The 24,797-nt window shown below is 58.6% G+C and carries 21 protein-coding genes; 13 read left to right on the top strand and 8 right to left on the bottom strand.

Translation table 11 applies throughout. From position 1 onward, the window contains the following. The first annotated feature begins 104 nt into the window (after window positions 1-104). A complete protein-coding gene (locus RBB47_RS14405) occupies window positions 105-998 on the top strand; it encodes an AEC family transporter (RefSeq protein ID WP_305986520.1) in 894 nt (297 codons plus the stop codon). Between the two features lie 21 nt (window positions 999-1,019). Beyond that, window positions 1,020-1,913, top strand: coding sequence for an AEC family transporter (locus RBB47_RS14400; protein WP_305986519.1), 894 nt, complete (start codon window positions 1,020-1,022; stop codon window positions 1,911-1,913). Here the strand turns inward: RBB47_RS14400 and RBB47_RS14395 are convergent. The 4 genes from RBB47_RS14395 to RBB47_RS14380 all read right to left on the bottom strand — a co-directional run bounded on the left by RBB47_RS14395 (window position 1,906) and on the right by RBB47_RS14380 (window position 5,197). Then, a complete protein-coding gene (locus tag RBB47_RS14395; RefSeq protein ID WP_305986518.1) occupies window positions 1,906-2,388 on the bottom strand; it encodes a GNAT family N-acetyltransferase in 483 nt (160 codons plus the stop codon). The two genes, RBB47_RS14400 and RBB47_RS14395, sit on opposite strands and share 8 nt — an antisense overlap. A gap of 5 nt (window positions 2,389-2,393) precedes the next feature. Further along, on the bottom strand, window positions 2,394-3,227 hold the full coding sequence (locus RBB47_RS14390; protein WP_305986517.1) for an oxaloacetate decarboxylase: 834 nt from the start codon (window positions 3,225-3,227) through the stop codon (window positions 2,394-2,396). 209 nt (window positions 3,228-3,436) lie between these two features. Continuing rightward, a complete protein-coding gene (locus tag RBB47_RS14385; protein ID WP_305986516.1) occupies window positions 3,437-3,901 on the bottom strand; it encodes a DUF1203 domain-containing protein in 465 nt (154 codons plus the stop codon). 126 nt (window positions 3,902-4,027) lie between these two features. Continuing rightward, entirely contained in the window at window positions 4,028-5,197 is a 1,170-nt protein-coding gene (locus tag RBB47_RS14380; RefSeq protein ID WP_305986515.1) for a hypothetical protein, read from the bottom strand. Window positions 5,198-5,364: 167 nt separating this feature from the next. On the opposite strand from RBB47_RS14380, the gene RBB47_RS14375 reads away from it, so the two are divergent. The 11 genes from RBB47_RS14375 (at window position 5,365) to RBB47_RS14325 (ending at window position 18,009) form a co-directional block, all read left to right on the top strand. Continuing rightward, entirely contained in the window at window positions 5,365-6,978 is a 1,614-nt protein-coding gene (locus RBB47_RS14375) for a GMC family oxidoreductase (protein WP_305986514.1), read from the top strand. Between the two features lie 17 nt (window positions 6,979-6,995). Continuing rightward, entirely contained in the window at window positions 6,996-7,736 is a 741-nt protein-coding gene (gene modA / locus RBB47_RS14370) for a molybdate ABC transporter substrate-binding protein (RefSeq protein ID WP_305986513.1), read from the top strand. A gap of 46 nt (window positions 7,737-7,782) precedes the next feature. Beyond that, on the top strand, window positions 7,783-8,490 hold the full coding sequence (gene modB / locus RBB47_RS14365; protein WP_305986512.1) for a molybdate ABC transporter permease subunit: 708 nt from the start codon (window positions 7,783-7,785) through the stop codon (window positions 8,488-8,490). Further along, window positions 8,483-9,568: a molybdenum ABC transporter ATP-binding protein gene (gene modC, locus RBB47_RS14360; RefSeq protein ID WP_305986511.1), complete on the top strand. Its 1,086-nt coding sequence runs from the start codon at window positions 8,483-8,485 to the stop codon at window positions 9,566-9,568. Before modB ends, modC begins: the two co-directional genes overlap by 8 nt. Before the next feature lie 55 nt (window positions 9,569-9,623). Continuing rightward, a complete protein-coding gene (locus RBB47_RS14355) occupies window positions 9,624-11,426 on the top strand; it encodes an ATP-binding protein (protein WP_305986510.1) in 1,803 nt (600 codons plus the stop codon). Window positions 11,427-11,429: 3 nt separating this feature from the next. After that, window positions 11,430-12,764, top strand: coding sequence for a sigma-54 dependent transcriptional regulator (locus tag RBB47_RS14350; protein ID WP_305986509.1), 1,335 nt, complete (start codon window positions 11,430-11,432; stop codon window positions 12,762-12,764). Between the two features lie 220 nt (window positions 12,765-12,984). After that, on the top strand, window positions 12,985-13,416 hold the full coding sequence (locus tag RBB47_RS14345; RefSeq protein ID WP_305986508.1) for a carboxymuconolactone decarboxylase family protein: 432 nt from the start codon (window positions 12,985-12,987) through the stop codon (window positions 13,414-13,416). Between the two features lies 1 nt (window position 13,417). Then, entirely contained in the window at window positions 13,418-14,332 is a 915-nt protein-coding gene (gene sigJ, locus RBB47_RS14340) for an RNA polymerase sigma factor SigJ (protein ID WP_305986507.1), read from the top strand. A 256-nt stretch (window positions 14,333-14,588) separates the two neighbouring features. Further along, window positions 14,589-15,596, top strand: coding sequence for a DctP family TRAP transporter solute-binding subunit (locus RBB47_RS14335; RefSeq protein ID WP_305986506.1), 1,008 nt, complete (start codon window positions 14,589-14,591; stop codon window positions 15,594-15,596). A 102-nt stretch (window positions 15,597-15,698) separates the two neighbouring features. Continuing rightward, window positions 15,699-16,403: a TRAP transporter small permease gene (locus RBB47_RS14330; RefSeq protein ID WP_305986505.1), complete on the top strand. Its 705-nt coding sequence runs from the start codon at window positions 15,699-15,701 to the stop codon at window positions 16,401-16,403. Between the two features lie 4 nt (window positions 16,404-16,407). After that, window positions 16,408-18,009 (top strand): TRAP transporter large permease, encoded by a 1,602-nt coding sequence (locus tag RBB47_RS14325; protein ID WP_305986504.1) that lies wholly within the window; start codon window positions 16,408-16,410, stop codon window positions 18,007-18,009. A 115-nt stretch (window positions 18,010-18,124) separates the two neighbouring features. Here the strand turns inward: RBB47_RS14325 and RBB47_RS14320 are convergent, their stop codons facing one another. The 4 genes from RBB47_RS14320 to RBB47_RS14305 all read right to left on the bottom strand — a co-directional run bounded on the left by RBB47_RS14320 (window position 18,125) and on the right by RBB47_RS14305 (window position 24,795). Continuing rightward, window positions 18,125-18,406 carry an SCP2 sterol-binding domain-containing protein gene (locus RBB47_RS14320; RefSeq protein WP_305986503.1) on the bottom strand — a complete coding sequence of 94 codons (282 nt, stop codon included), beginning with the start codon at window positions 18,404-18,406 and terminating at the stop codon, window positions 18,125-18,127. Window positions 18,407-18,759: 353 nt separating this feature from the next. Next, window positions 18,760-20,559 (bottom strand): IlvD/Edd family dehydratase, encoded by a 1,800-nt coding sequence (locus tag RBB47_RS14315; RefSeq protein WP_305986502.1) that lies wholly within the window; start codon window positions 20,557-20,559, stop codon window positions 18,760-18,762. A 112-nt stretch (window positions 20,560-20,671) separates the two neighbouring features. Next, window positions 20,672-22,234: an HAD family hydrolase gene (locus RBB47_RS14310; RefSeq protein ID WP_305986501.1), complete on the bottom strand. Its 1,563-nt coding sequence runs from the start codon at window positions 22,232-22,234 to the stop codon at window positions 20,672-20,674. A gap of 836 nt (window positions 22,235-23,070) precedes the next feature. Beyond that, on the bottom strand, window positions 23,071-24,795 hold the full coding sequence (locus tag RBB47_RS14305) for an ABC transporter ATP-binding protein (RefSeq protein WP_305986500.1): 1,725 nt from the start codon (window positions 24,793-24,795) through the stop codon (window positions 23,071-23,073). Window positions 24,796-24,797 lie beyond the last annotated feature (2 nt).

Genomic DNA, 24,797 nt, shown 5'->3' with positions numbered 1-24,797 from the left:
GAAAGAGGAGGATATCCCGGGGGCCGCCTTCGTCGCGGCTGGGATTCTCCCGCTTTCTAAGCTTTACTGACCGACCAAAACGAAGAGGGATCCGGGAAGCGAGCATGGCGGGTATCGTCGAACACGTTGCCGATGTTCTCCTGCCTGTTCTGATCTGTGTTTTGCTCGGCTATTTCCTGTCGCTGATCAAGGCGCGTTTCGACACGAAGCTTTTTGGGGACCTCGTCTCCAATATCGGTTATCCGACGCTCGTCATTTCTCATCTCGCGAAAGAGCACATTCAACTGTCGACATTTGCCCTCGTGATGGTTGCGGCAGGTGGTCTGGTTCTGATTTTCGCGGTTTTGGGATATGCCGCGCTGAGAATTCTGCGCGTACCGGTGCGAGCCTACCTCGGGCCGATGATGCTCGCGAATGTCGGCAGCGTCGGCTTGCCGGTCGCAACGCTTGCCTTCGGTCCGCAGGGCGCAGCTGTCACGATCGGGTTCATTGCCGTCATTCTGGCCGCAATCTTCACGATTGGCATTGCCCTTCCAATGGGCAAGCCGGATCTGCGGGCACTCGCAAAGCAGCCCGTCATTTATGCTGTGCTGCTGTCGCTTGTCATGATGGCAACGGGCTGGAAGCTGCCCAAACCAATTGAACAGAGCTTTGACATTCTGGCGGGTCTCACCATTCCGGTGATGTTGCTGACGCTCGGGTACAGCCTGGGGACGCTCAAGCTCGGAGGACTTACCCGCGCGATTGTCCTGAGCCTCGTCCACATCGTCCTTTCCGCCATTGCGGCATTTCTGATAACGACTGCGCTCGGTCTGGAAGGGCGCGTGCAAAGCATTGTCATCTTGCTGTGTTTCATGCCGCCGTCCGCCATAACCTACCTGCCGGTCGCGCGGTATCAGCCTGACGAAGCGCCGGGGGTTGCAGGCTTCGTTCTTGTCTCGACGCTCATGACCCTTGTAACGCTGCCCATTGTCCTGACATTCTGGGCGACGGGATAGAATCAATCCGGGGCGGTTTTCGTGGAACAGGTTTTCGATCATGTCATCAACGTGATGCTGCCTGTTCTCCTGTGCGTACTGCTCGGCTACGCGCTCGCGTATTTCAAGGCACCTTATGACCGGAAGCTCTTCGGTTCGCTGGTGTCAAACGTTGGCTATCCGACCCTGATCCTGTCCCATCTGGCGAAAGAACATGTCCAGCTGGATACGTTTCTGACGGTTCTTGCCGCTGCCGCCGCGATGGTTGCGATCTTCGGTGTGATCGGCTTCGCCGTTCTGAAAATGATGCGCATATCGATAAGGGCGTATCTGGCGCCGATGATGCTGTCGAATGTCGGCAATATCGGTTTGCCGGTCGCAACGCTGGCCTTTGGACCGGAGGGAACGGCTGTCGCCATTGGCTTCATCGTGGTCGTGCTGACGGCGATTTTCACGATCGGGATCGCAATTCCCATGGGGCGCCCAGACTTCAAGGCGCTCGCGCGCCAGCCGGTGATCTATGCGGTCCTGCTGGCATTGGTTCTGCTGGCGACCGAATGGAAGATCCCCGATCCGGTCGACAAGAGCCTTGAGATACTCGGCGGCCTCGCCATCCCGATCATGTTGCTCACACTCGGACACAGTCTGGAAACGCTGAAGCTGAGCGGAGTGTCGCGGGCAGTAGCGCTCTCACTCATTCATATCGCGATTTCCGCGTTGGCGGCCTTTTCCATAACGCATGTTCTGACGCTCGATGCCAAGATCGAAAACGTGATCATCCTGATGTGCTTCATGCCGCCGTCGGTAGCAACTTATCTCGCGATTTCGCAGCACCAGCCCGATGAAGCCCATGGTGTTGCAGGCTTTATCTTCGTCTCCACTTGCCTGACCCTCCTGACGCTTCCGATCGTGCTCACCTACTGGGCGACTAGCTAGGGCGCGGACCCTGAAGCTTGAAGCACATGTGAACAATGCGCTTGTCGCCGCGTTGCTCCTGATGCGTTTCGGTGTAGCCCGCCCGTTTGTACCAGGCCCGGTTTTCGGGCATGAAAACATTGGTGTAGAGCCGTATCTCGGGCATGTTCATCTGCCGTGCTCGCAAATGCGCCCAATCGAGCATCCGCCGCCCCAGCCCGCTACCCTGATGGCCTGGATCGACGGCAATGCTCTCGATCATGAGGTGGTCGCCTTCCGCGACAAGAACAAGACTTGCAGCAATTCCATCTCCGGACCGGATGACCCAGACCTCCGCATCGTTGATCAAGGCGGCGTAGTCGGCCGTCATCGGCAGCGGTACCGCTTTCATGATCGGGATAAAGCCTTCATAGGCCCGGCGAGCGAGCTCGGTCAGGCCTCCTGCGTCTCCAGGCCCAGCTCTTTCCGGATCGTGCGAATCTGCGGTTGGGGCCATTCCGGTCAGGGCCGTGCTTTCATGAAAGACTCGAAATCGCTCATTCCTTGCGCCCTGTCGAAACAACCAAAGGCGCCACCGTCTTTCATGTCCTCCGCCGCGGCGACAAAGGCACCAAGTGCAATCCGGGCGAGACCTGCGCCAATGGAAACCCGGGCAACGCCCATGTCGGCAAGTTCCTTCCGCGTGAGGTGAAAGTTTTTGCGTCCGGCGAGAATGTTCATGGGCGCCTTCACGGCAGCCAGAACGGCAACGATCTGATCTTTTTCCTTCAATTCAGGTGCATAAATACAGTCCGCGCCAACCTCCACAAAAGCGTTGAGCCGCTTGATTGTTTCCTCAAGCTCATACTGCGTACGGACAGGACCTTCACTGCGGGCCGTCAGCACGAAATCCGGGGCAAGGCGGTTCTTGGCATCGACTGCAGCCTTGATCCGTTCGACGGCCTCTTCGAGTGAATAGTATGGATTTTGCGGATCGGTGGTGTAGTCCTCGATGGAACAGCCGGCGAGCCCGACCTCAATCGCACCCTTCACCGTCTCGACGACTTCTTCCGGGCTGTGGCCAAATCCATTTTCAAGGTCGCCGTTTACCGGAAGGCTTGTTGCACTGATGATGTCTGCGGCGTGGCCAAGCGCATCGTCACGCCCGATAAGTCCTTCAGCATCGCGGACGCCCTGTGTCCAGGCATAGCCGGCACTGGACGTCGCTAGGGCATCGAAGCGCATGCCGTCCAGGATGCGGGCCGAACCGATATCAAAGGGATTGGGCATCAGAAAAGCGCGTCCGTTTTCGTGAAGGGCCTTGAAAGCGGCGCGTCGATTGGCTGCGGATTGCATGATGCGTTTCTCCCTATGGTGGTGCTTTAACGTTACAATTATCTATAGTTTAGACCACGAGTCATCCTTTGCTGAAGACGGTTTCAAATCACAATAGCCGAAGCGAGCACCAGTTTACGCAAAAATCAGGTACCGGTTGGGCAGAGGCCGGCCAGCAAAAAAGCGCCCGGCCCGGGCGCTTGCTTGATCTCCAAATGTAAAGCTGAAGTTTAAGTGTCGGCACGCGTTACCTTCGCCGCAAAGCAGCCACGGCGAGCAAAGTGCAAGTGAAGATAAGCCACCTTCGGATTGTCGAGAAAGGTTGCGATCAGACCCGAAACGTCCTTGCCTTCAATCACGTCTGCATCGATCATTTCGTCGTCACGGTTGAAGGCCCGGACTGACAAAAGGCGGCTCTCGATAGAAGCTGGAATTGAGCCTGGCTCCGGATGAACCTCTCGTGCACCTTCCTTCACAAACACCGCATGGCGGGAGCGGTAAGGTGTGTCGCCTGGCTGGTGCTCGAAATTCAACAGCAGCACGCGTTCGCCTTCGGCGGCATCCGCAAGGGAAACCCTGCAGGGAAAGGCGCCGTTTGAGATGTGAACCTGGACATTGCTTGCGGCAAGTTCCTCGTCAGACAAGCCGAACAGATGGGAAAACGCATCTACCGGCAGCGGGTGAATTTGAAACATGAGCGGTCTCCTCTGTGATCTGGGAAGACCTTAGGAACACTCAGCGCCGGGTGCGACCCGATTTGCGAGCGGCCAGACCACATTCAGGGCCTGCCGCCAAATCGGCTTCATTTATGGTTCCGTACCCTAAGCTTCCTGTTGCTGCTGACGGTGCCACGAGACCAGCAGGATCATTCCCATGATGATGAGATACGGCAGGTAAAACCGGGTCTCGTAATGGGGGAAGACAAAATATTTGGCGATGACCGACGCAAACACCGCATAGAGCAGCACCTGTGGCCTCGGCTCCATCTTCTCCGGTGAAATGCACTTGGCGAAAAACAGAACCTGTCCGAACAGGACCGCAATCCAGGTGAAATTCATCAACGCCCTCACGGTGGCGCGGACCAGCATTTCGACATACGTGCCGACGGAAAACGGCGGATCGAATCCCTTCAGCGTCGGCACATATTCGATATGGGTGAACCACATGTGTATCCACCAGCCCGGATGATCGGATCCGCGGGTCAGCCAGAGATATATGGCCAGGCAGGCCGCGAAGCAGGCGGTCATCGTCCAGCGCCCGGGTCCATAGATTGCGGCAAATACAAAGAAGACGCCGATGAAGGCCAGATGGTCCGGCCGAACCAGAAACGCGGCAACAAGACTTAGGGCAGCCGGAATATCTAGACGGTCTACAAACAAAAGTGCCGCCAGCACCAGGAAGAATGTTGCGTAAATGTCCGGCGAGACGAGCTGGGCCGCGTAACCGAAGGAAGACAGCATCAACAACGCCGCGACAACCGGCCCGTATATCAAGGTGCCGGTTCGCGCGAGCCAAACCAGCAGGACGCCGCCAATCGCGACCGTGGACAGGAGCGAAATCAACCGCAGTGCTTCAACGGGGCCGGTAAAACCGGCAAGAAGCCGCGCTGTTTCCACGTAAAGCACCTTGAGCCGGTAGAACCCGAGCATCGTCGCGAATGCGTCCGGATCCTCGGCCTGGCGGATCCGGTAAGGGCGATCTTCTGTCAGCGTGACGTACTGGCCCTCGGGAACATTCTCCTTCACAAGAGCATAGGTGCGCGTATGGAGGTCCATTGCGTCCGCGCTCTCCGGCTCAAGGATTGTGGCCGTATAGGCGAGCATGTCCCAGTTGGAAACCGGGAAGACAAGCGTAACGGCAGCCGTCATCAACATGAAGACAGAGAGTATTCCGGCACCCATAAGGCCACGGACCGGCCGGTAAAGGCGGCCGATCGTGCCAAAGACCGTCAGGAAAACACTCTCCAGGCTGCGCTGCGCAGGATTGGACATTCGGGAAGCCTCGCGAACTGGTGTGTCCTTCTTTTCGCAAGGTCTCGTAAGAATTACGTAAACAACCCTGGTGCGCCTGATTGTCCTCCGCGCCGACATAGCCGTTTAACGGACTTGACCGCCTTCCCCGCTCGTGCCTCCATCTGGCAAACAACGCGGGAGGACTGATGCGCGATCTCGGATCATGGGATTATGTAATTGTGGGTGCCGGAACGGCGGGGTGCGTCCTGGCGAACCGTCTTTCGGAAGACCCGGACATGAAGGTTCTGCTGCTGGAGGCAGGGAAGCGGGACAATTACATCTGGATCCACATTCCCGTCGGGTATCTCCATTGCATTGGCAATCCGCGGGTCGACTGGGGCTTCAAGACCGCTTCCGATCCGGGCCTCAATGGCAGATCGTTGCTCTATCCGCGCGGCAAGGTTCTGGGGGGCTGTTCTTCCATCAACGGCATGATCTATATGCGCGGTCAGGCCTGGGACTACGATCACTGGCGCCAGCTCGGCCTGCCGGGTTGGGGTTGGGACGACGTACTTCCCTATTTCCGGAAGTCAGAGGACCACTACGCCTGGGACGATGATCTTCACGCCCAGGGCGGCAACCTGCGCGTCGAAGAACAGCGTATGTCCTGGGAATTGCTGAACGCCTTCCGCGACGCTTGCGAAGAAAACGGCATACCGAAAACAAAAGATTTCAACGGCGGTGACAATTTCGGGTCTGCCTATTTTCAGGTGACGCAGAAATCAGGTCTGCGCTGGAACGGAGCCAAGGCGTTCCTGAGGCCTGCAAAGGACCGCGCCAATCTCACCGTCCTGACCGAGGCCCATGTTGACCGGATCGACTTTGAAAACGGGACCGCAAGTGGCCTCATGCTCGATGTCGCAGGTGAAAAGGCAAAAGTGAAGGTCTCCGGTGAGCTGATCGTGGCGGCCGGCGCAATCGGTTCGCCGCAGTTGCTGGAACTCTCCGGTATTGGAAATCCGGACGTCTTGAGAAAAGCCGGTATCGAACCGCGACATGAAAACCGGAGTGTCGGTGAGAACCTTCAGGACCATCTTCAGTTGAGGCCGGTCTTCAAGGTGAAGAACGCCAAGACCATGAACGAAATTGCCAACTCCTGGTTTGGCAAAGCGAAGATTGGACTTGAGTATATCCTGAAGCGTTCCGGACCGATGGCCATGGCACCGAGCCAGCTCGGGGTCTTTGCAAAGACCGACCCGTCTTTCGAAACGGCCAATGTGCAATATCACGTCCAGCCGCTGTCTTTGCCGAAATTCGGGGAGCCGCTTCACAGCTTCCCGGCGATGACCGCAAGCGTCTGCAATCTGCGTCCGGAAAGCCGCGGGCACGTGCATATCACGTCACCGGACAAGACCAGCCAGCCCGAAATCCAACCGAATTATCTCTCGGCCGAAGCCGACAAGCGGGTTGCTGCCGACGCCATCCGACTGACGCGCCGGATCATGGCCTCCCCGGCGATGCAGCCCTATCAGCCCGAGGAGTTTTTGCCCGGGCCGGACCTTTCCACGGACGACGAACTGGTCAAAGCTGCCGGCGACATCGGAACGACCATATTTCATCCCGTCAGCACGTGCCGCATGGGCATGGATGAAGCTTCCGTCGTCGATGAAAGGCTGAAACTGCGCGGCTTTGCCAACATTCGGGTAATCGATGCATCGGTAATGCCGACAATTACCTCCGGCAACACCAACGCGCCGACGGTCATGATCGCCGAAAAGGGCTCCGACATGATCCGGGAAGACCGGCGGGCCGCCGGATGATCTGTCGGCAGTTGATCGTGCTTTCGGTTTTGGCGGCTTTGCTCCCTTCTTCCGCGGCAGCGTCAAGCCTGACTGTCTTTGCAGCGGCCAGCACGCGTGAGGCCATGGAGCGGATCGGTGCAGCCTTCGAAGAGGAAACGGGGACGCCGGTCGTCTTTTCCTTTGCCGGAACCGGCACGCTTGCCCGTCAGGTCGAGGCGGGTGCCCCGGCGGACCTGTTTGTTTCCGCCGATGCGGACTGGATGGATTATGCGGTCGAAGAAGATGCCGTTCTGCCTGAAAGCGTGCGCCTGATCGCCTCGAACGCGCTTGTCCTGATCGGCCCGGCCGACGGGTCTCCACTGGAATTGAAAGCGGCGGAGATCGCCGCGCTGCTCGACGGCGAACGTTTGGCGATTGCCGATCCGGAGACGGTTCCTGCTGGCCGCTATGGCAGGGCGTCACTTGAAAAGCTCGGGCTCTGGCAGGAGGTTTCGGGCCAGCTGGCGCCAATGGAAAACGTGCGTGTGGCGCTTGCCTCGGTTGCGCGGGGGGATACGCCACTTGGCCTCGTCTACAGGACAGACGCGGCGATCGAACCCGGCGTTGCCGTTTTGGCAGAGCTTCCGCAAGACAGTCATCCGGAGATTGAATATCTCGCCGCTCTGACTGGAACACCACCCACACAGCAGGCGCAGACATTTCTCGCCTATCTGACGGGGCCGCAGGCACAAGAAATCTTGCAATCTCTGGGGTTTGTGACCGATAAGGTTGAATAGGCCGTTCAAGCTTTGGCGGTCGGTTTGACCAGCACACCGGGCGCACGTGAGTTTTTTCAATCTACAACCAGACGAATGGCAGGCCTTGCTTCTGACCTTGAGGGTCGCGGCGGCCGCACTCGCGGTGTCGCTGCCGCTTGCCATTTTGGTGGCGTATGTCCTCGCACGCTACAGATTTCCCGGCCACGGTGTCGTCAATGCGCTCGTTCACTTGCCGCTGGTGCTGCCGCCCGTGGTCACGGGCTATGTGTTATTGCTCACTTTTGGACGCAAGGGACCGGTCGGTGCCTTTCTCGACGATGTTTTCGGCATCAGTTTCGCGTTCAACTGGACAGGGGCGGCGCTTGCCGCCGGTGTCATGGCGTTTCCGTTGATCGTGCGCCCCATCCGGCTGTCTTTCGAGGCTGTCGATCCAAAGCTCGAAGAAGCCGCGAAGTCTCTCGGGGCACATCGGCTTGTCAGCTTCCTGACGGTGACGCTGCCCCTTGCCTTGCCCGGCATTTTGGGTGGGGCGATCCTGGGGTTTGCCAAGGCGATGGGAGAGTTTGGCGCAACAATCACCTTTGTCTCAAACATTCCGGGAGAGACCCGCACACTGGCGCTCGCCCTTTACACCGCAACCCAGACCCCGAGTGGCGATCTTGCTGCCTTCAGGTTGACCCTGATCGCCGCGTTTGTCGCGTTCGCGGCACTGATCGCCTCGGAACTGCTTGCGCGCCGGCTGAAGATACGGCTGGGAGGCGACATTGCTTGACGTCGACATCTCCGGAAAAGTCGGTGAAATGGACTTTCAGGCCCGGTTCGAAAGTGAAAGCGGCGTTACGTCCCTGTTTGGACAGTCCGGTGCCGGCAAGACAACACTCACCAACATGATTGCGGGCCTGGTCAGGCCTGCGTCGGGCAGAATCTCGCTGGGCGGAACAGTCTTGTTTGATTCCGCAAAGGGTACCAATCTGCCCGTCCAGCAGCGCCGTATCGGGCATGTGTTCCAGGACGCACGGCTGTTTCCGCATCTAAGCGTGAAGTCGAACCTTACCTATGCGCGCTGGGCCGGTCGCCGGTCCGGCGACCGGAACTTTACCGAAGTGGTCGAACTTCTTGGCTTGGACACCCTGCTCCAGCGCAAGCCGGCAACCCTTTCGGGGGGCGAAAAACAGCGGGTGGCCATTGGCCGGGCGCTGCTGTCCGATCCCAGACTGTTGATCATGGACGAACCGCTGGCCAGTCTCGACCAGGCACGGCGCAACGATATTCTGCCCTATCTTGACCGGCTGTGTGTCGACGCCGGCATTCCGATCCTTTATGTCAGCCACTCCATTGAGGAAGTGGCGCGGCTCTCGAACACACTGGTGATCCTGTCGGACGGGCGGACACCCGCATTTGGGCCGGTCGCCGAGATGCTGACCCGTACGGATCTCGGACGCGCAACGGGCCGCCACGAAGCCGGCGCACTGGTTCATGGCAAGGTGACGGAAGTCGACGAAAACTGGGGCCTCACATTTGTCGACATCGGCGGTGCGGTGCTCCAGATCCCGGATCTGGCAGCCCGGCGCGGCGACACGGTGCGCTTGCGCATCCGCGCCCGCGATGTCGCGCTTGCGAGCGAACCGCCCAAGGGGCTCTCGATCCGCAATGCCTTTCCGGCACAAATAACCAGCATCTCGGAAGAGACCGGCCCCTACGCGGAAATCCTGTGTGCGCTTGAGGAGCAGACGATCCGGGCGCGTATCACACGGGCCTCGGTTGCCGACTTGGAACTGGCTGTCGGCAAGGAAGTGACCGTCCTCGTCAAGAGTGTCGCCATCGACCGGCGGCAGAGAAATCTGGTTTGAGTCCGTTCAATGGCCGATGTGCTGATTGTCTTGGTCACCTTCACGGCAGAATTTGGTGGTTTATACTGACGCGATGATACGCAGACCCAAGCGCTTGACCTGGCGCAGGATGAAATTCGGGATTGGAGCCGGTCTGGTTCTGGCCACGTTATTAATCGTGTGGCTTACGGGTCTGGCCAGCCTGCGTATTACACTTGCTGAATCGGAAACCCGCGCGAACGCCAATCTTGCTGTTCAGACTGCTGTTCTGGAGCGGCTACTGGACAAGTTTCGGCTGTTGTCACCTCTGCTTGCCCGCAGCCCGGATATCGCCAGTTTCTACTTCAAGGAAAGGGCCGACGCGGAACCCGGGATTGCGGCCATTGCAGCTGGCATGTCAGGTGCTGAGGAAATCTGGCTGATGGATGCCACCGGCAAGGTGGTGGTCTCAAGCCAGGACAGCGTTCCTGCCAACGCCATTGGCGGGTCCGGCCGGATTCCGCACGCATTTACCCAGGCGAGCCAGGGTCAACTCGGGCGGGAGTTGATCCCGGGGACACCTGACACGCCCTCAAATTATGTCTTTGCTTCTCCCTTGCGAACTGAAGAAACGTTTCTGGGTGTGCTTGCGGTCCGCGTGAGCCTGGATGACGTCGAACAGGCCTGGGCCTTGAGCAAGGACCCCATACTTGCCCTGGACGGGAACGACCGTGTTGTAGTGTCCAATGTGCCGGATTTCCGCGGAATGAGAGCCGGCGAGCTGGATCCTGGCTGGAACGTCGTGGACCTTTCGCTGACGGGTCGCATGCAGCTGCTGTTGCCGTCTGCGGGCGCAGGTAACGCACATATGCAATTGACATCAGACTTGCCTGTTCTCGGCTGGCAGGTCCGCACTCTGGTTGATATCGGTGATGCCCGCCGTCAATCGGGCTGGGCCATGCTGGTTGCCCTGCTTGTCTGCGTGATTGCGGCCGGCGGCATCTGGTTCCTGATTGCGCGCCGCGAGGAATTCATGCGCGAGGAACGGCGCAACCGGGCGGCAGCCCTTCGCCTGGAACGCCGCGTCCAGAGCCGGACGGCAGAGCTGCGCCGGGCCAACGCCCATCTGGAACGGGAAGTCGGCGAACGCCAGCAGGCTGAGGAAAACCTGCGCCAGACACAGGCCGAATTGGTTCAGGCGGCAAAGCTGGCAACGCTCGGGCGCATGTCGGCAGCGCTCAGCCACGAATACAATCAACCGCTCGCAGCCATTCGCTCAGATGCGGAAATCGCGGAAATGCTTATCGACCGCGGCCGCGCCGACGAAGCAAAGGGCAATCTCACGCGGATCGGCGGCATGGTGAAGCGCATGGCCGAAATCGCCAAGACGCTCAAGGGCTTCACGAGAAAGTCGGGCACCGACATCAAACCGGTCTCACTGAGACAGGTGATCGACGAGGCGATGCTGTTGCTCCAGCCCCAGATCAAGCAAAGCGGCTTCGTGCTGTCAGTGGATCTCCCGGATGAGGACATTATCGTCGCGGGTGGACGCATTCGCCTGGAACAGGTTGTCATCAACCTGCTCTCCAACGCGCTTGACGCGGTCCAGGCAAGTCCGGCGCCCTTGATCAGCCTTTCCCTGAAACGGGAAGGCGATGAAGCCGTGCTGGAGGTTGCCGACAACGGCACCGGCATAGACGAGGAAGCCCTGCCGCAGATCTTCGATCCGTTTTTCACCACAAAGGATGTTGGCGCGGGGCTCGGTTTGGGCTTGTCGATCGCCTATAAGATCGTTCATGACTTTTCCGGATCGCTGAAAGCGGCGAATCGTGACGGCGGCGGCGCTGTTTTCACGATGCGTCTGCCGGCGGCGGATGAGACTGTACTGGCGGCGGAATAGAAGATGGATCAGGCAACGGTCCTGTTGATCGACGACGAAGCAGATCTGAGAGGCTCCCTGAGCCAGGGCCTCGAGCTGTCCGGTCAGGACGTCTTTGCGACAGAAAGGCCGGAAGCGGCGCTCGAACGGATCAGCCGCGACTTTTACGGCGTGCTTGTGACAGACATTCGCATGCCGGGGACCGACGGCTTTCAGGTCATGAGAAGGGCTTTCGAGATCGACCCGGCGCTTCCTGTCGTTTTGATCACGGGCCATGGCGACGTACCCCTTGCGGTCGAGGCCATGCGGGCTGGCGCCTATGACTTCCTGGAAAAACCGTTTTCGGTCACGCACCTTGCATCGGTGGTGGAGCGCGCTCTCGACAAGCGCCGGCTCGTTCTTGAAAACCGGAAGCTGCGCGAAGAACTTGCCGACAGAACCGGCCTGGAAAGCCGGTTGGTTGGAAGAACCGCTTCGATGGATCTTCTCCGGAAAAATGTCACGGCGCTCGCGGCGACAGACGCCGATGTCCTGATCCTGGGAGAAACCGGGTCCGGCAAGGAAGTGGTTGCACGTGCGCTGCACGACGAGGGCCCGCGTAAGGACAAGCCGTTTGTTGCGCTCAATTGCGGCGCTTTGCCCGCCGAGATCATCGAATCCGAACTCTTCGGCCACGAAAAGGGCGCCTTTACCGGTGCCAGCGGCCAGCGGATCGGCAAACTTGAACACGCACATGGTGGGTCGGTCTTCCTGGACGAAATCGAATCCATGCCTCTGGAGTTGCAGGTCAAGCTGCTCCGGGTGATCGAGACACGGACCATCGAACGCCTCGGTTCCAACAAGGCGATCGACCTGGATGTCCGTTTCATAGCCGCGACCAAGGAGGATCTCGAGGCTGCGGGCAAGGAAGGCCGTTTCAGGCTGGATCTGTTTTATCGTCTCAATGTCGTCCATGTTGCGATCCCGCCGCTGCGTGATCGTCTTGAGGACATTCCCCTCTTGTTCAGGCATCTCGCCGTTGAGGCAAGGGCGCGCTACCGTCGCGAAATTCCCGACATCAGCGAAGCCTATCTCGCCGGCCTCGTCGCAAGGGACTGGCCCGGAAACGTGCGCGAACTTAGAAACGTCGCTGACCGGTTTGTCCTCGGCCTCGAACAGCAGCCCGAGCCGGCGGCTGACTCAGGCTCGAGCCTGTTCGATCAGGTTGCCGGCTTCGAGCGTGCCCTGATTGCCGCCGAACTGAAGCGCAATGCCGGTGCTATCAAGCCGACTTACGAAAACCTCGGCCTTTCCCGTAAGGCGCTTTACGAGAAAATGCGGAAATACGGGCTTGGCAAGGATGAAGCCGAGGCGGTTTGACGAGTGTTGAGCTCGGCTAGGTGCTGCGCACCGACGATCATTCTTGCGAACGCGCCAACCCGCGCAATGCATAGATCGCTAACATAACTGGCTTCCGGCCTTCCGCCGCTTTTCAGCCGGAATGAAAACTCCGAATAAATTTCTGGCAGCTTGTCACAAACCACATGGTTCGCTCGTCAAAGGAGTGTCACTCCCACAAAACGACTTACGGAAGACATCAATGACGACAGCAAACTCAATCAACTATCAGGAGTTCGTTCCTACGGTACTGCAGCGTTTCGCTGCTGCGAGCGGTGAAATCGGCAAGACCGAACTTGACCCGCAACTGCATCATCTTCTTGATCTGCGGGCGTCTCAGATCAATCAGTGTGCCTACTGCGTGAAGATGCATACGAAGGAAGCACTGGATGACGGGGAAAGCCAGGAGCGCCTGCAGCGCCTGACCGTCTGGCGGCACGTTGACGACTTCACGGACGCGGAAAAGGCGGCGCTCGCCTGGGCGGAAGCTTTGACGAGCCTTGACGTGAAAACCGACTATGCTGATCTCAGAAACGATCTGCAGGCGCATTATTCGGACGCGGAAATCAGTGCCATGACATCGGCAGTGGCCATGATCAACCTCTGGAACCGGATACAGGTCTCGAACCATTGACATGACGACCGCGACTGAAACCGAACTCTTTGAAAAAGCGCGCCCGAGATTGCTCGGGCTCGCCTACCGCATGCTCGGGTCGATGGCGGATGCGGAAGACGCGGTCCAGGACACATTCGTCAAATGGCAGGGCGTGGAAAAATCCTCGGTCGTCAGCACGGATGCATTGTTGACGACGATCTGTACCAATCGGTGTCTCGATTATCTGAAGACAGCTCACAGGAAACGGGTCGACTATGTTGGCCCCTGGATTCCTGAGCCCCTTCAGACCGACGCCGGGTCCGATCCGGAATCCGACCTTGAGCGCGCGCAATCGCTGACAACCGCCTTCCTTCTGCTGCTGGAACGGCTCACGCCGAAAGAAAGGGCGGCCTATCTGCTCCGGGAAGTCTTCGGAAAGCCTTATGCGGAGGTCGCCGAAACGCTGCAAATGAGCGAAGCAGCATGCCGTCAGCTGGTGTCGCGTGCGGCCCGGCTTGTTCAATCGCAGGCGTCAAGATCGGTCCCGACAGCAGAGCAACAAAGTAGTTTCCTAAAAGCCTTCATGTCCGCGCTCGAAACCGGATCGACGGAGCAACTGGCCGGACTTCTGGCAGAATCGGTCCAGCTCCGCACAGACGGCGGCGGCAAGGCGACAGCCATTGGCCGTATCCTGGAAGGGCCGGAGGCTGTTTCCAAGTATATTGCCAAGATCCTTGGGCGTCTTTGGACCGACGGTCAGACCGTCGAAATTGAAATCAACGGCATGCGCGGCCTTGTCGAATATGAGGGGTCGAAAATTGTCACCGCAATGACCCTGGGTTTTTCCGAAGCCGGGCTCGTGAACCAGGTGTTCATGATCCGCAATCCGGAGAAACTGGCGCGTCTTGAAGTCCTGATGCATCACGACGTCCAGAGCGGAGCCCTTTGGCAGTAACAAAGACTTGATATTCTGGAGAGAGCCGATGTGTCGATTCCGACACATCGGCTTTTTCGCATGTGTCGGACTCTGCACATTTTCTACGAATTAGCCCGGATGAAAGAGGATGTGCCGCTTTGCTAGTCTGCAGAAAGCAGCGATTTTGAAGCCTTCTGGCGGAGTTGGCACGCACTTTGCGAAATAACTCACGACCAGCCGCCGCGCTGTCCGGCCGAAACGGCCGTCATATTGAAATGTCTGGGAGGACATCCGAATGAAAAAGTTTGTAATCGCCGCTGCCGCTGCAGCTTCCTTTGCCATGACTTCTTCCGCCTATGCTGCGGACGATTGCGGCGATGGTGAAGTTATCATCAAGTTCAGCCACGTTGTTGCTGCCCAGGGTCACCCGAAGGGCGAAATGGCAACTGCACTTGCCAATCGCATCAACACCGAAATGGACGGCAAGGCCTGCATGCAGGTGTTCCCATCCTCACAGCTGTTCGATGACAACAAGGTCATGGAGGCTCTGCTTCTGGGTGATGTTCAGCTCGCTGCACCGTCCTTGTCGAAGTTCGAGTCCTACACGCTGAAGTACCGCGTTTTCGATCTGCCGTTCCTGTTCTCCAACATGGATGCGGTCACCACCTTCACAAAGGGTGACAAGGGTCAGGAACTGCTCGGTGCCATGTCCGACTACGGTTTTGTTGGCCTTGGGTATGTTTTCAACGGCCTGAAGCAGTTCTCCGCCGACAAGCCGCTCTTGGTGCCGTCGGATGCGAAGGGTCTGAAGTTCCGCGTCCAGACCTCTGACGTAGCCGTTGCCATGATCGAAGCCATGGGTGCAAACGCGCAGAAACTGGCCTTCAAGGAAGTCTACGGCGCCCTTCAGACTGGTGTTGTTGACGGTCAGGAAAACACCTGGTCGAACATCTACACCCAGAAGTTCTTCGAGGTTCAGGACGGTACAACCGAAACGAACCACCAGCTGCTGACCTATCTGGCCGTCACCTCTCAGGAGTGGCTGGACAGCCTGGAGCCCGACGTACGTGACCAGTTCGTGACGATCTTCAACGAAGTCGCCGATGAGTACAACGCGCGCTCCACGCAGATCAACGAAGACAACAAGAAGAAGATCGAGGAAACCGGCGCCGTCGTCCGTCAGCTGACGCCGGAACAGCGTGACGAATGGGTCGAGACCATGAAGCCGGTCTGGGACAAGTTCCGCGACGATATCGGCCAGGACGTCATTGACGCAGCGGTTGCCTCAAACCAGGCAAGCTAAGCCTCTGACCGCTTAGCGTCAAAATAAGAAGAAGGCCGTCCGGCCTTCTTCGACTTCTCAAGAAAATCTCTCAAAAGAGTACTCTCAACGGGGGAGGGTAATATGGGCTCTTGGTTGGCCACATACTGGCCGGTCGTGCTTATTGTTGCGCTGTTGTGTGTTTATGTCGTTCTCGATTTCGCCCGGCCGAAGTTCATCGAGGTTCTGGACGAGACCTTCATCGCGATCATTCTGGCACTGATGACACTGGTCACCTTTTCCCAGGTGATTGCGCGATACGGGTTCAATTCCGGCTGGACTGGTGCGCTTGAATTCACGCGCGTGCTCTTCGCCTGGCTGATCCTCTTCGGCATGAGCTACGGCATCAAGATCGGAGCCCATCTGGGCGTTGACGCCATCATCAATCTCCTGCCGCGGCGGCTGTTCCGTCTGGCTGCTTTGCTCGGTGCCGTGCTTACAATCCTTTATGCCGCCTTGTTGTTTGAAGCGGCATGGTTCGGTGCGTTGCTGGGCCTTGAAAACAAGGGATCGGAAGGCGGCGCCTACGCCTATATTGCCCGGTTCTACAAGCTCCCCATCGGTATGGAAGACCTGAAATGGCCGGCCTTCGTGGTCGAGTGGTTCGAAGTGAAGGAACGTGTCCCTCGCTGGATGCCGTACATCATCCTGCCGATTGGCCTTGCCTTGCTCATCTATCGCGCCGTGCAGGCCTTCGTGCTGATCCTTCTCGGCAAAAAAGACGCCATCATCGCCGCGCACGAAGCGGAAGAGCTGGTCGCCGAAAACAAAGACGTGCTGAAGGACTAGGCCGATGGAAACCGCATTTCTGTTCATTTTCGTTTTCGGCTTTCTGTTCCTCGGTGTTCCGATTGCCGTTTCGCTTGGCCTCTCGGCCGTTCTCTACATCGCCCTGTTCAGCCATGACTCGATGAGTTCCGTGGCGGTGCAGTTGTTCAACGCATCGCAGAACTTCACGCTGCTGGCGATCCCGTTCTTCATTCTGGCCTCCAGCTTCATGTCAACAGGCGGTGTCGCCCGGCGCATCATCCGCTTCTCGATCGATGCCGTCGGTTGGATACGCGGGGGACTTGCCATCGCGGCAGTCTTTGCTTGCATGCTGTTTGCGGCCTTGTCCGGGTCTTCGCCTGCGACGGTTGTTGCGATCGGCACGATTGCCATCGCCGGCATGCGCCAGGCAGGCTACACCAAGGAGTTCGCAGCCGGTGTGATTGCCAATGCGGGCACACTTGGCATCCTCATTCCGCCCTCCATCGTTATGGTTGTCTATGCAGCTGCCACAAACGTTTCGGTCGGCAGAATGTTCTTTGCTGGCGTTATTCCCGGCATCATTGCCGGTCTGATGCTCATGACCGCAATTTACATCATGGCGCGGGTCAAAAAGCTGCCGGCCCAACCATGGGCGGGCTGGAAGGAACTGTGGAGCTCGGTGTCGCAAGCAGCGGTCGGTCTTTTCCTGATGATCATCATTCTGGGTGGCATCTACGGCGGTATCTTCACGCCGACAGAAGCGGCGGCCGTCGCAGCCGTTTACGCCTGCCTGATCGCCTTGTTCGTCTACCGTGACATGGGGCCGCTGGCCGGAATAGGCTGGGTTGAGGACAAAGACGGCGAACTGGGCCTGACCGGGTTCAAGACCATTACCTATGCTGTTGTTGCCGTCTTCGTCTGGTCGGGTCTGGCTTACGCCTTTACGGAACGGGCGGCCCTGTTCGGCATCGACAGTGCGGTCGTTCTGATTGCGGCGCTCATCGGCTATCCGATCCTGCGTCACGGCGTCAGCCCGGCCGCGCTCCCGGCAACGTATGGCGTTGGAGCCAAGGTCTGGGGTCGGAACCTCGGCATGATCGGCTGGAAATTCTTCCCCGCTTTGTTCCACCGGGACACCAAGAAGGTGCTGACGGATTCGGCGAAGACGACCATCATGCTGATGTTCATCATCGTCAACGCTCTGCTATTCGCGCATACGCTGACGGCCGAACAGATCCCTCAGGTCATCACCGACTGGATGGTTGAAGCAGGGTTCAACTGGTTCACGTTCCTGATTGCGGTCAACATCATTTTGTTGATCGGCGGTCAATTCATGGAGCCGTCCGGCCTGCTATTGATCGTGGCACCGGTGGTGTTTCCGATTGGCATCGAACTCGGAGTCGACCCGATCCACCTGGGGATCCTGATGGTCGTCAACATGGAGATCGGGATGATCACACCGCCGATCGGGCTCAACCTCTTCGTCACCTCGGGCATCACAGGCATGAGCCTCGTTCAGGTGGTGAAAGCCGCAGCGCCATTCGTGCTCGTGCTGTTGCTGTTCCTGGTCCTGGTGACCTACGTGCCGGCTCTCTCGACCTTCCTGCCCTATTACTTCATGGGGCCGGAGATCATCACGCAATAAGAAGACGACACGTAAGCAAACTGGCGGCGGCCTTCGGGCCGCCGTTTTCTTTGAGTTCGGGCAACAAAAAAGCCGGCCTGACCGGCCGGCTCGTGCGTCGGTGTTCCCGGATTGCTCAGACGATGCTGCCGAGTTTCATCGCAACACTCATATCGCCTTCAACCTGCATCTTTCCACCCATGAAGGCGGACGTCGGATTCAGCTCACCGGACAAGAGGTCGGCGAGATCGTCGGCGGAAATCTTGATGGTGCAGTCCGCATCGCCATCGTCGTTGCTGACCTCGGAGCCTTGCAGAAATATCACGCCGTCACCGCCAAGATCGAACTTGACGCTTTCCTCAATGCCGCCGCCAGCGACCTTTTCGCGGATACCTTCAGTAAGTTGTTCCAAGGACATTCTCTGTCTCCCATCTGATTCTGGCGATTGCCATGCATGGTCTTTTGAAGCATGCCCTTTACGTAATCGTCAAGGGTTGATTGTGGCTTGTGTCGGCCGTGCGTTTTGAAGCTTAACCATCACTGCTTGCCACGGTCCCGGCCAAGTCCAATCTCCGATACATGGCCTTACTATCAGTCATGCCATGACTGGATCATGGCATCCATCCTGCAACGTGTCAGGAACCAAAAAGGAGGCCCGGATAACTCCCGGCATCCATTGCAGGGTCAAGCCCTGCAATGACGGTCGCGACCCGGGTAGACCGATCATGTTCGTGGGCTTTTTGCGTCGGGCAATTTCCAACGTGCCGAAACTCAGTGATTGTCCCTCGGAAGCCCTCTGGTGTGCGCAACGTCCTGATATTTGACCGCCGGCTCCAGCACCATGCCCCTGTCGAACTGGCCGACCATGCCGCGCTGCATTTCCTGCCAGGGCGTCTGGCTCTCGGCGACCTGAAAGCCGCCGGCGGCCTCAAGGTCTGCGCGGCGTTGTTTCAGTTCTTCGTCGGAAATCAGGATGTCGGCCGTTCCCTTGTTCAGGTCGATGCGCACGCGGTCCCCGGTTTTCAGAAGCGCCAGCCCGCCCATCGCAGCCGCTTCCGGCGAGGCGTTCAGAATAGACGGTGAGCCCGACGTGCCGGACTGGCGGCCGTCACCGATACAAGGCAGCGCGGTAATCCCGCGTTTGATCAGGGCCGCCGGGGGCTGCATGTTCACCACTTCCGCACCACCCGGATACCCGATCGGTCCAGTGCCGCGAATGAAGAGCATGCAATGCTCGTCAATATCCAGCTCCGGGTCGTCGATCCGGTGATGATAATCCTCCGGCCCTTCGAAGACGATGGCCCTCCCTTCAAAGGCTTCCGGGTCGTTCGGATCTGACAGATAGCGGTCACGGAATTCGTCCGAAATGACGCTGGTCTTCATGATTGCGCTGTCGAAGAGATTGCCTTTCAGATTGATGAACCCGGCCCGTTCCTTCATCGGCGCATCGAAGGATTTGATGACATCCGGCAAATCGGTTACGATACCTTCGCAGTTCTCGGCGATGGATTTCCCGTTCGCCGTTTTCGCATTCGGATGCGGCAACTTGCCATGACGGATCAGCTCTGCAACGACGGCAGGCACCCCGCCCGCATGAAAATAGTCTTCGCCGAGATACTCGCCTGCCGGCTGCAGGTTTACCAGCAACGGCACATCGTGGCCGATTTCCTGCCAGTCATCATTGTCGAGTTCCACGCCAAGATGGCGGGCAATGCCGTTCAGGTGGATGGGCGCGTTGGTTGATCCGCCAATCGCGGAATTGATGACGATCGCATTCTCAAACGCTTCCCGCGTCATGATGTCGGACGGTTTCTGGTCCTCCAGCACCATGTCGACGATGCGTTTTCCGCTCTCGTAGGAAATCGCGCCACGTTCACGGTAAGGTGCCGGAATGGCGGCGGAACCGGGAAGCTGCATGCCGAGCGCTTCGGCAAGCGAGTTCATTGTTGTTGCGGTCCCCATGGTGTTGCAATAGCCGACAGACGGGGCCGATGAGGCAACGAGATCCATGAAGCCCTGATAATCGATCTCTCCGGCCGCAAGCATTTGCCGCGCCTTCCAGACGATCGTGCCCGAACCGGTGCGCTCGCCCTTGTACCAGCCGTTTAGCATCGGACCGACGGACAGCGCGATTGCCGGGATGTTCACCGTTGCCGCGGCCATCAGGCAGGCCGGTGTGGTCTTGTCGCAGCCGATGGTCAGCACGACCCCGTCAATCGGATAGCCGTAAAGCAGTTCAACCAGGCCGAGATAAGCAAGGTTCCGATCAAGCGTCGCCGTCGGGCGCTTGCCCGTTTCCTGGATGGGATGGACGGGAAACTCGAATGCGATGCCACCCGCCTCGCGAATGCCTTCACGAACGCGGTTGGCAAGCTCCAGGTGGTGACGATTGCAGGGCGACAGATCCGACCCGGTCTGGGCAATGCCGATGATTGGCCTGCCGGACTGCAGTTCCTCGCGGGTGATCCCGAAATTCAGGTAGCGCTCGACATATAGCGCCGTCATGCCGGGGTTGTCCGGATTGTCGAACCAGGCCGCTGACCGCAGCTTGGGCTGTTTGTGCTCGCTCATGGCGCCTCATCCCTCAGGCAGATCTTTTCAGGGTGTTGCGCAGGATAAACACCAGCCTCAGGAGGCTGTAAAGGCAAGGAGAGGCCAATATGGTCCCAGCATATGAGACTTTTTAGCCGCGAATGGCATTGTTTCGCACGATACCGGCGGAAAATCGAGCAAATGCGAGGAGCACACCGAGGCAGGCGAGGAAGGCCGCAGGTGCTGCCGTCACGGGCAAAAGACCAGCCGCACCGAAAAGACCGCCCAACGTCCAGATCCCGGTGAGCACCTGCCTTGCCCGGAGCGCCAGCAAGTCGCGGCGCATGGCAAGGGCCTTGAGTGCCGGAAACGCGCCGATGTCGTCTGTATCGCTGATAGCGAGCAGTCTCGATTGTCCCGAACGGCCCGAGGCCCGGGATGTCCTGGCGGCGCGGAGCTCAAGCGCTGACCTGTCCGGGGACAGCGTCAGAATGAGGCACTCTTGTGCGCGAAAGGCACGTATCACGGCATCATCCGCGTTATCGTCGGGTTTTGTTTCAGCAAGGAGATCCAGGCCGAGCATGCCGGCCAGGGCTTCGCGTGTCTTGGTGCTGTCATTGGCGAAAAGCCAGGGCGTCAGACCTTCGGCCCTGAGCGCCATACCGGCGACGCCGGCGTCCTGGCGCAAGGTGCCTTCGAGCCCGAGAACACCGACCACCCGGTCGCCCACAGCCACGCGAAGCACCGTTTTCCCGTCCGCCTCGAGGGAGCGCGCGATCGCGTCGGCTGTGAAGCTGTCAATCTTGAGGCGTTTGAGAAGATCGGGGGTGCCAATGGCAACGGTCTGCCCGCCAAGCAGGGCGACCACACCAAGGCCGGGCGCAGGTTCGAAGCGGTCCGGCAGCTTGATCGTGACCCGCCATTGAGCGGCAAGCTGGCGCAGGGCAACTGCGACCGGGTGGCAGGACTGCGCCTCTGCCGAGGCCGCAACTGCAAGCAGGGTTTTCGGCTCATTGTTGAACGCCATGACATTCGTCACCATCAAATCCGGCCCGGACATCACCGCGGATCTGTCGATGACAATGTGCTGCGCCCGCGCGATCGCTGTGAACGCGCCCGGCGCCAGATTGCGGGCACCGGTCGCAAGGGCAGCCTTGCGGAACACTTTGTCCGCAAAGGCATTGATGCCGTCGACCAGATGCGGCCAGGACAGCAGAAGACCGGTCGCAAAACCGATGGCAACAAAAGCGGGATCGAAGACCCACCAGATCGCACCGGCTGCAAACGCAAGGCAAAGCGATCCAAAGCCCTCAATCAGCCCGGTGCGGTCACCCCTTGGTGGCAGCAGGGCGACCCCAAGCGCGCGCGACACCATCATGGCTGCGGCAGCAAGGGCGGGATAGCTCGGGCCCTCAAACGTGACGCCGGACATTAAAAGAGCCGCGGTCGTCAGCAATAGAAGCAGGCTGACACCAGCAGTCATCAAAGTCAGCGGTCTTCCTGCCGGGTCGGTCAAGGAAAACGAAAGAGCAATCAGCGCGAAGATTGCAGAAAACATTGAGAAGACGAGAGCGCTGTAGGCACCGAAGATCTCCAGTTTGTCAAAGAACAACCCGGACGCGTTGTGAACCGTGGCTGTGGCAAGGACGAGAAGCAGCATCGACAGCCCCTGGACGAGCAGCCAGAAGACGGAAGAAAAAGATAGGTTCGGCATGGCCGCTGACTTTCGCGAACGGGTTCTCTGCGGGAAGGGACAAGGAAACGAGATCCGCCATGTGGCGGCCCAATGACCCTGAAAGCATGCGAAAACAGATCGACGAAAACAACGCGATCGAGCCAAGGCGAGCTGAGTCGCGAGCGTGTTTGTTGACAGATACTCGTGATTACTTGCGATGGTTCGGTGGAGACTTGCGATGCCGGGCGGTGGCACGGTTTTCGGATTCACAAATGATTCCAGACAACTCGGTCTGACCTGCCGGAATCTCACGGTAAATCTTGCCGGGTCCGGACTCGATTGTGGTTATCTGCCGGTGCAAAGGGCGGAATCGGGTGTTCGAAGTGAGTCAAGTCCACGACTCACGAAAACCGAAAGAAATTGTCTTGTCAGTCGGCCGGCAGTGACCCCAGGAACGCGCTGTTGCTTTCTGCCAATCGAATCTGAACGATCAGGGGTTCAAAACAGGCGAAAGACAGTTCCTCGGATTTGTCGTCCCGGTTTGCCGCGAATGCGGCAAGACCGGGATCCAGTATTTGGTGAGGCTGGCGATTGAAAAATACGGTCAGACAAGTGTTTACCGGATTCCGGCCTTCCGCTGCGCTCCAGCTGGAATAACAATCAAGGCGGGAACAGATCGGGCTCTCGTCCCTTGTGGTGAGGGGCAAGCGCTTGTGTGGGCAACGACTTCGCCGTTCACCACTTCCGTAGGCCTTCCCCTTAAGGCGGACTTGAATGGAGTTGCGCCGCCCATGGCCTGAGCGCGGGAAGATCCGGGATCGGCGAGCCCTATTTTGGGGCCAGGGAGAGCCGCCTCTCTCCAACCCCGTCTCAAGTCATTCGACCGTATCCAGATTGGCGCGGGAGAGCAGTTCCAGGGATGGCATCAGATCGAGAAGTTCGCGCGTGTAAGGATGCTTGGGGTGTTCGAACAACTCGTCGCATTCGGACACTTCGCACAGTTCACCGTTGCGCATCACGCCGATGCGGTTGCACATCTGGCGGATCACCGCGAGATCGTGGCTGATGAACAGCATGGTCAGGCCCAGCTCTTCCTGAAGGTCCTTCAAAAGGTTGAGGATCTGCGCCTGGATCGAAACGTCCAGCGCCGATGTTGGTTCGTCGCAGATCAGGAAGCGCGGCCGTGTGGCAAGCGCGCGTGCAATCGATATCCGCTGGCGCTGGCCACCGGAAAACTCATGCGGAAACTTCTGTCCGGACTGGGCGCCCAACCCGACGTGATCAAGAAGATCATCGACAATCTGCCGGACCTCCGCGTTGCTGGACGCGAGCTTATGAAACTTGATGGGCTCTGCGATAATGTCGCGGACACGCATGCGCGCATTGAGCGAAGAATAGGGATCCTGGAAGATCATTTGCATCTGGCGGCGCATCGCCAGAACATCCTTGCGGTTTTTCAGCGAGGTCAGCTCGGTTTTGCCGAACAGGATCGAGCCCCCCGTCGGGTGGTAAAGCCCGGTGATCAGGCGGGCGATGGTCGACTTGCCCGAGCCGCTTTCACCGACAAGACCGAATGTTTCGCCTTGCTCGATATTGAAGCTGACTTTTTTGACGGCCTGGAAATACTTTCGCTGTGAGGGAAAGATCGAGCCACGGACCTCGAAGCGCATGTCGAGATCCTTGATCTGGACAAGCGGTCCGGTGACCTTTTCGTAGTCCCGCGACTTGCCAAGCCAGTGCGTCGAGATATCGATGTGTTTTTGCGGTGTTCCGGCCTTTTCGATGTAGTTGACCACCGGAAAGCGCTCAACCTTGATATCAGGCCGGGGCACAGCGGAAATCAGGCTTTGCGTGTAGGGATGCTGAGGCGCGCCGAGCACCTGCTCCGTTTCGCCATATTCAACCAGATCGCCGTGATACATCACGGCAACGTGGTCGGTTATGTCGGCAATCACACCCATGTCGTGGGTGATGACCAGCATCGCCACGTTGCGCTCTTCGCAGAGCTTTTTCATCAATTCCAGGATTTGCGCCTGGATCGAAACGTCGAGGGCCGTCGTGGGCTCATCCGCGATAACGAGTTCCGGTTCGGCACAAAGCGCCAGCGCGATGACCACCCGCTGCCGCATGCCGCCGGAGAACTGATGCGGATACTGTTTGATCCGCTCGGCGGGATCCGGGATGCCGACCGCGTCGATCAGTTCAATCGCCCGGTTCTGTGCCTGCTTGGCCGAGAGCGGCAAATGGGTTCGGATTGTCTCAACCAGCTGCGATTCAACGGTCTGCAGGGGATCAAGCGAGGTCAGCGGATCCTGGAAGATCATGCCGATCTTGCGTCCGCGCAGCAGCCGTTTTTCCTTGTAAGGCAAATTGTCGATACGATTTCCGTGCAGGAAAATCTCGCCAGCCGCGATCTGGCCGGGCTCCTGAAGCAGCCCGATCACCGCGTTGCCGACCGTTGACTTGCCCGCACCCGATTCCCCGACAACGCCGAGGACCTTGCCCGCCTCGACACTCATGGTGACGTCGTCGACCGCAACGAAAACCGATTTTCGTCCGGGGAACTCGACCGTGAGGTCCTTGATGTTCAGAACGCTCATGA

Source organism: Roseibium sp. MMSF_3544 (assembly GCF_030732845.1).
Taxonomy (GTDB): domain Bacteria; phylum Pseudomonadota; class Alphaproteobacteria; order Rhizobiales; family Stappiaceae; genus Roseibium.
This window is presented reverse-complemented; position numbering and strand designations above follow the sequence as displayed.

Excerpts from the sequence above, each read along its gene's own strand:
- RBB47_RS14390 (WP_305986517.1), bottom strand. The coding sequence starts at position 3,227 with ATGCAATCCGCAGCCAATCGACGCGCCGCTTTCAAGGCCCTTCACGAA.
- RBB47_RS14345 (WP_305986508.1), top strand. The coding sequence starts at position 12,985 with ATGACGACAGCAAACTCAATCAACTATCAGGAGTTCGTTCCTACGGTA.
- RBB47_RS14380 (WP_305986515.1), bottom strand. The coding sequence starts at position 5,197 with ATGTCCAATCCTGCGCAGCGCAGCCTGGAGAGTGTTTTCCTGACGGTC.
- RBB47_RS14305 (WP_305986500.1), bottom strand. The coding sequence starts at position 24,795 with ATGAGCGTTCTGAACATCAAGGACCTCACGGTCGAGTTCCCCGGACGA.
- RBB47_RS14330 (WP_305986505.1), top strand. The coding sequence starts at position 15,699 with ATGGGCTCTTGGTTGGCCACATACTGGCCGGTCGTGCTTATTGTTGCG.
- sigJ (WP_305986507.1), top strand. The coding sequence starts at position 13,418 with ATGACGACCGCGACTGAAACCGAACTCTTTGAAAAAGCGCGCCCGAGA.
- RBB47_RS14395 (WP_305986518.1), bottom strand. The coding sequence starts at position 2,388 with ATGGCCCCAACCGCAGATTCGCACGATCCGGAAAGAGCTGGGCCTGGA.
- RBB47_RS14350 (WP_305986509.1), top strand. The coding sequence starts at position 11,430 with ATGGATCAGGCAACGGTCCTGTTGATCGACGACGAAGCAGATCTGAGA.
- RBB47_RS14335 (WP_305986506.1), top strand. The coding sequence starts at position 14,589 with ATGAAAAAGTTTGTAATCGCCGCTGCCGCTGCAGCTTCCTTTGCCATG.
- RBB47_RS14315 (WP_305986502.1), bottom strand. The coding sequence starts at position 20,559 with ATGAGCGAGCACAAACAGCCCAAGCTGCGGTCAGCGGCCTGGTTCGAC.
- RBB47_RS14375 (WP_305986514.1), top strand. The coding sequence starts at position 5,365 with ATGCGCGATCTCGGATCATGGGATTATGTAATTGTGGGTGCCGGAACG.
- RBB47_RS14325 (WP_305986504.1), top strand. The coding sequence starts at position 16,408 with ATGGAAACCGCATTTCTGTTCATTTTCGTTTTCGGCTTTCTGTTCCTC.
- RBB47_RS14385 (WP_305986516.1), bottom strand. The coding sequence starts at position 3,901 with ATGTTTCAAATTCACCCGCTGCCGGTAGATGCGTTTTCCCATCTGTTC.
- RBB47_RS14310 (WP_305986501.1), bottom strand. The coding sequence starts at position 22,234 with ATGCCGAACCTATCTTTTTCTTCCGTCTTCTGGCTGCTCGTCCAGGGG.
- RBB47_RS14320 (WP_305986503.1), bottom strand. The coding sequence starts at position 18,406 with ATGTCCTTGGAACAACTTACTGAAGGTATCCGCGAAAAGGTCGCTGGC.
- RBB47_RS14405 (WP_305986520.1), top strand. The coding sequence starts at position 105 with ATGGCGGGTATCGTCGAACACGTTGCCGATGTTCTCCTGCCTGTTCTG.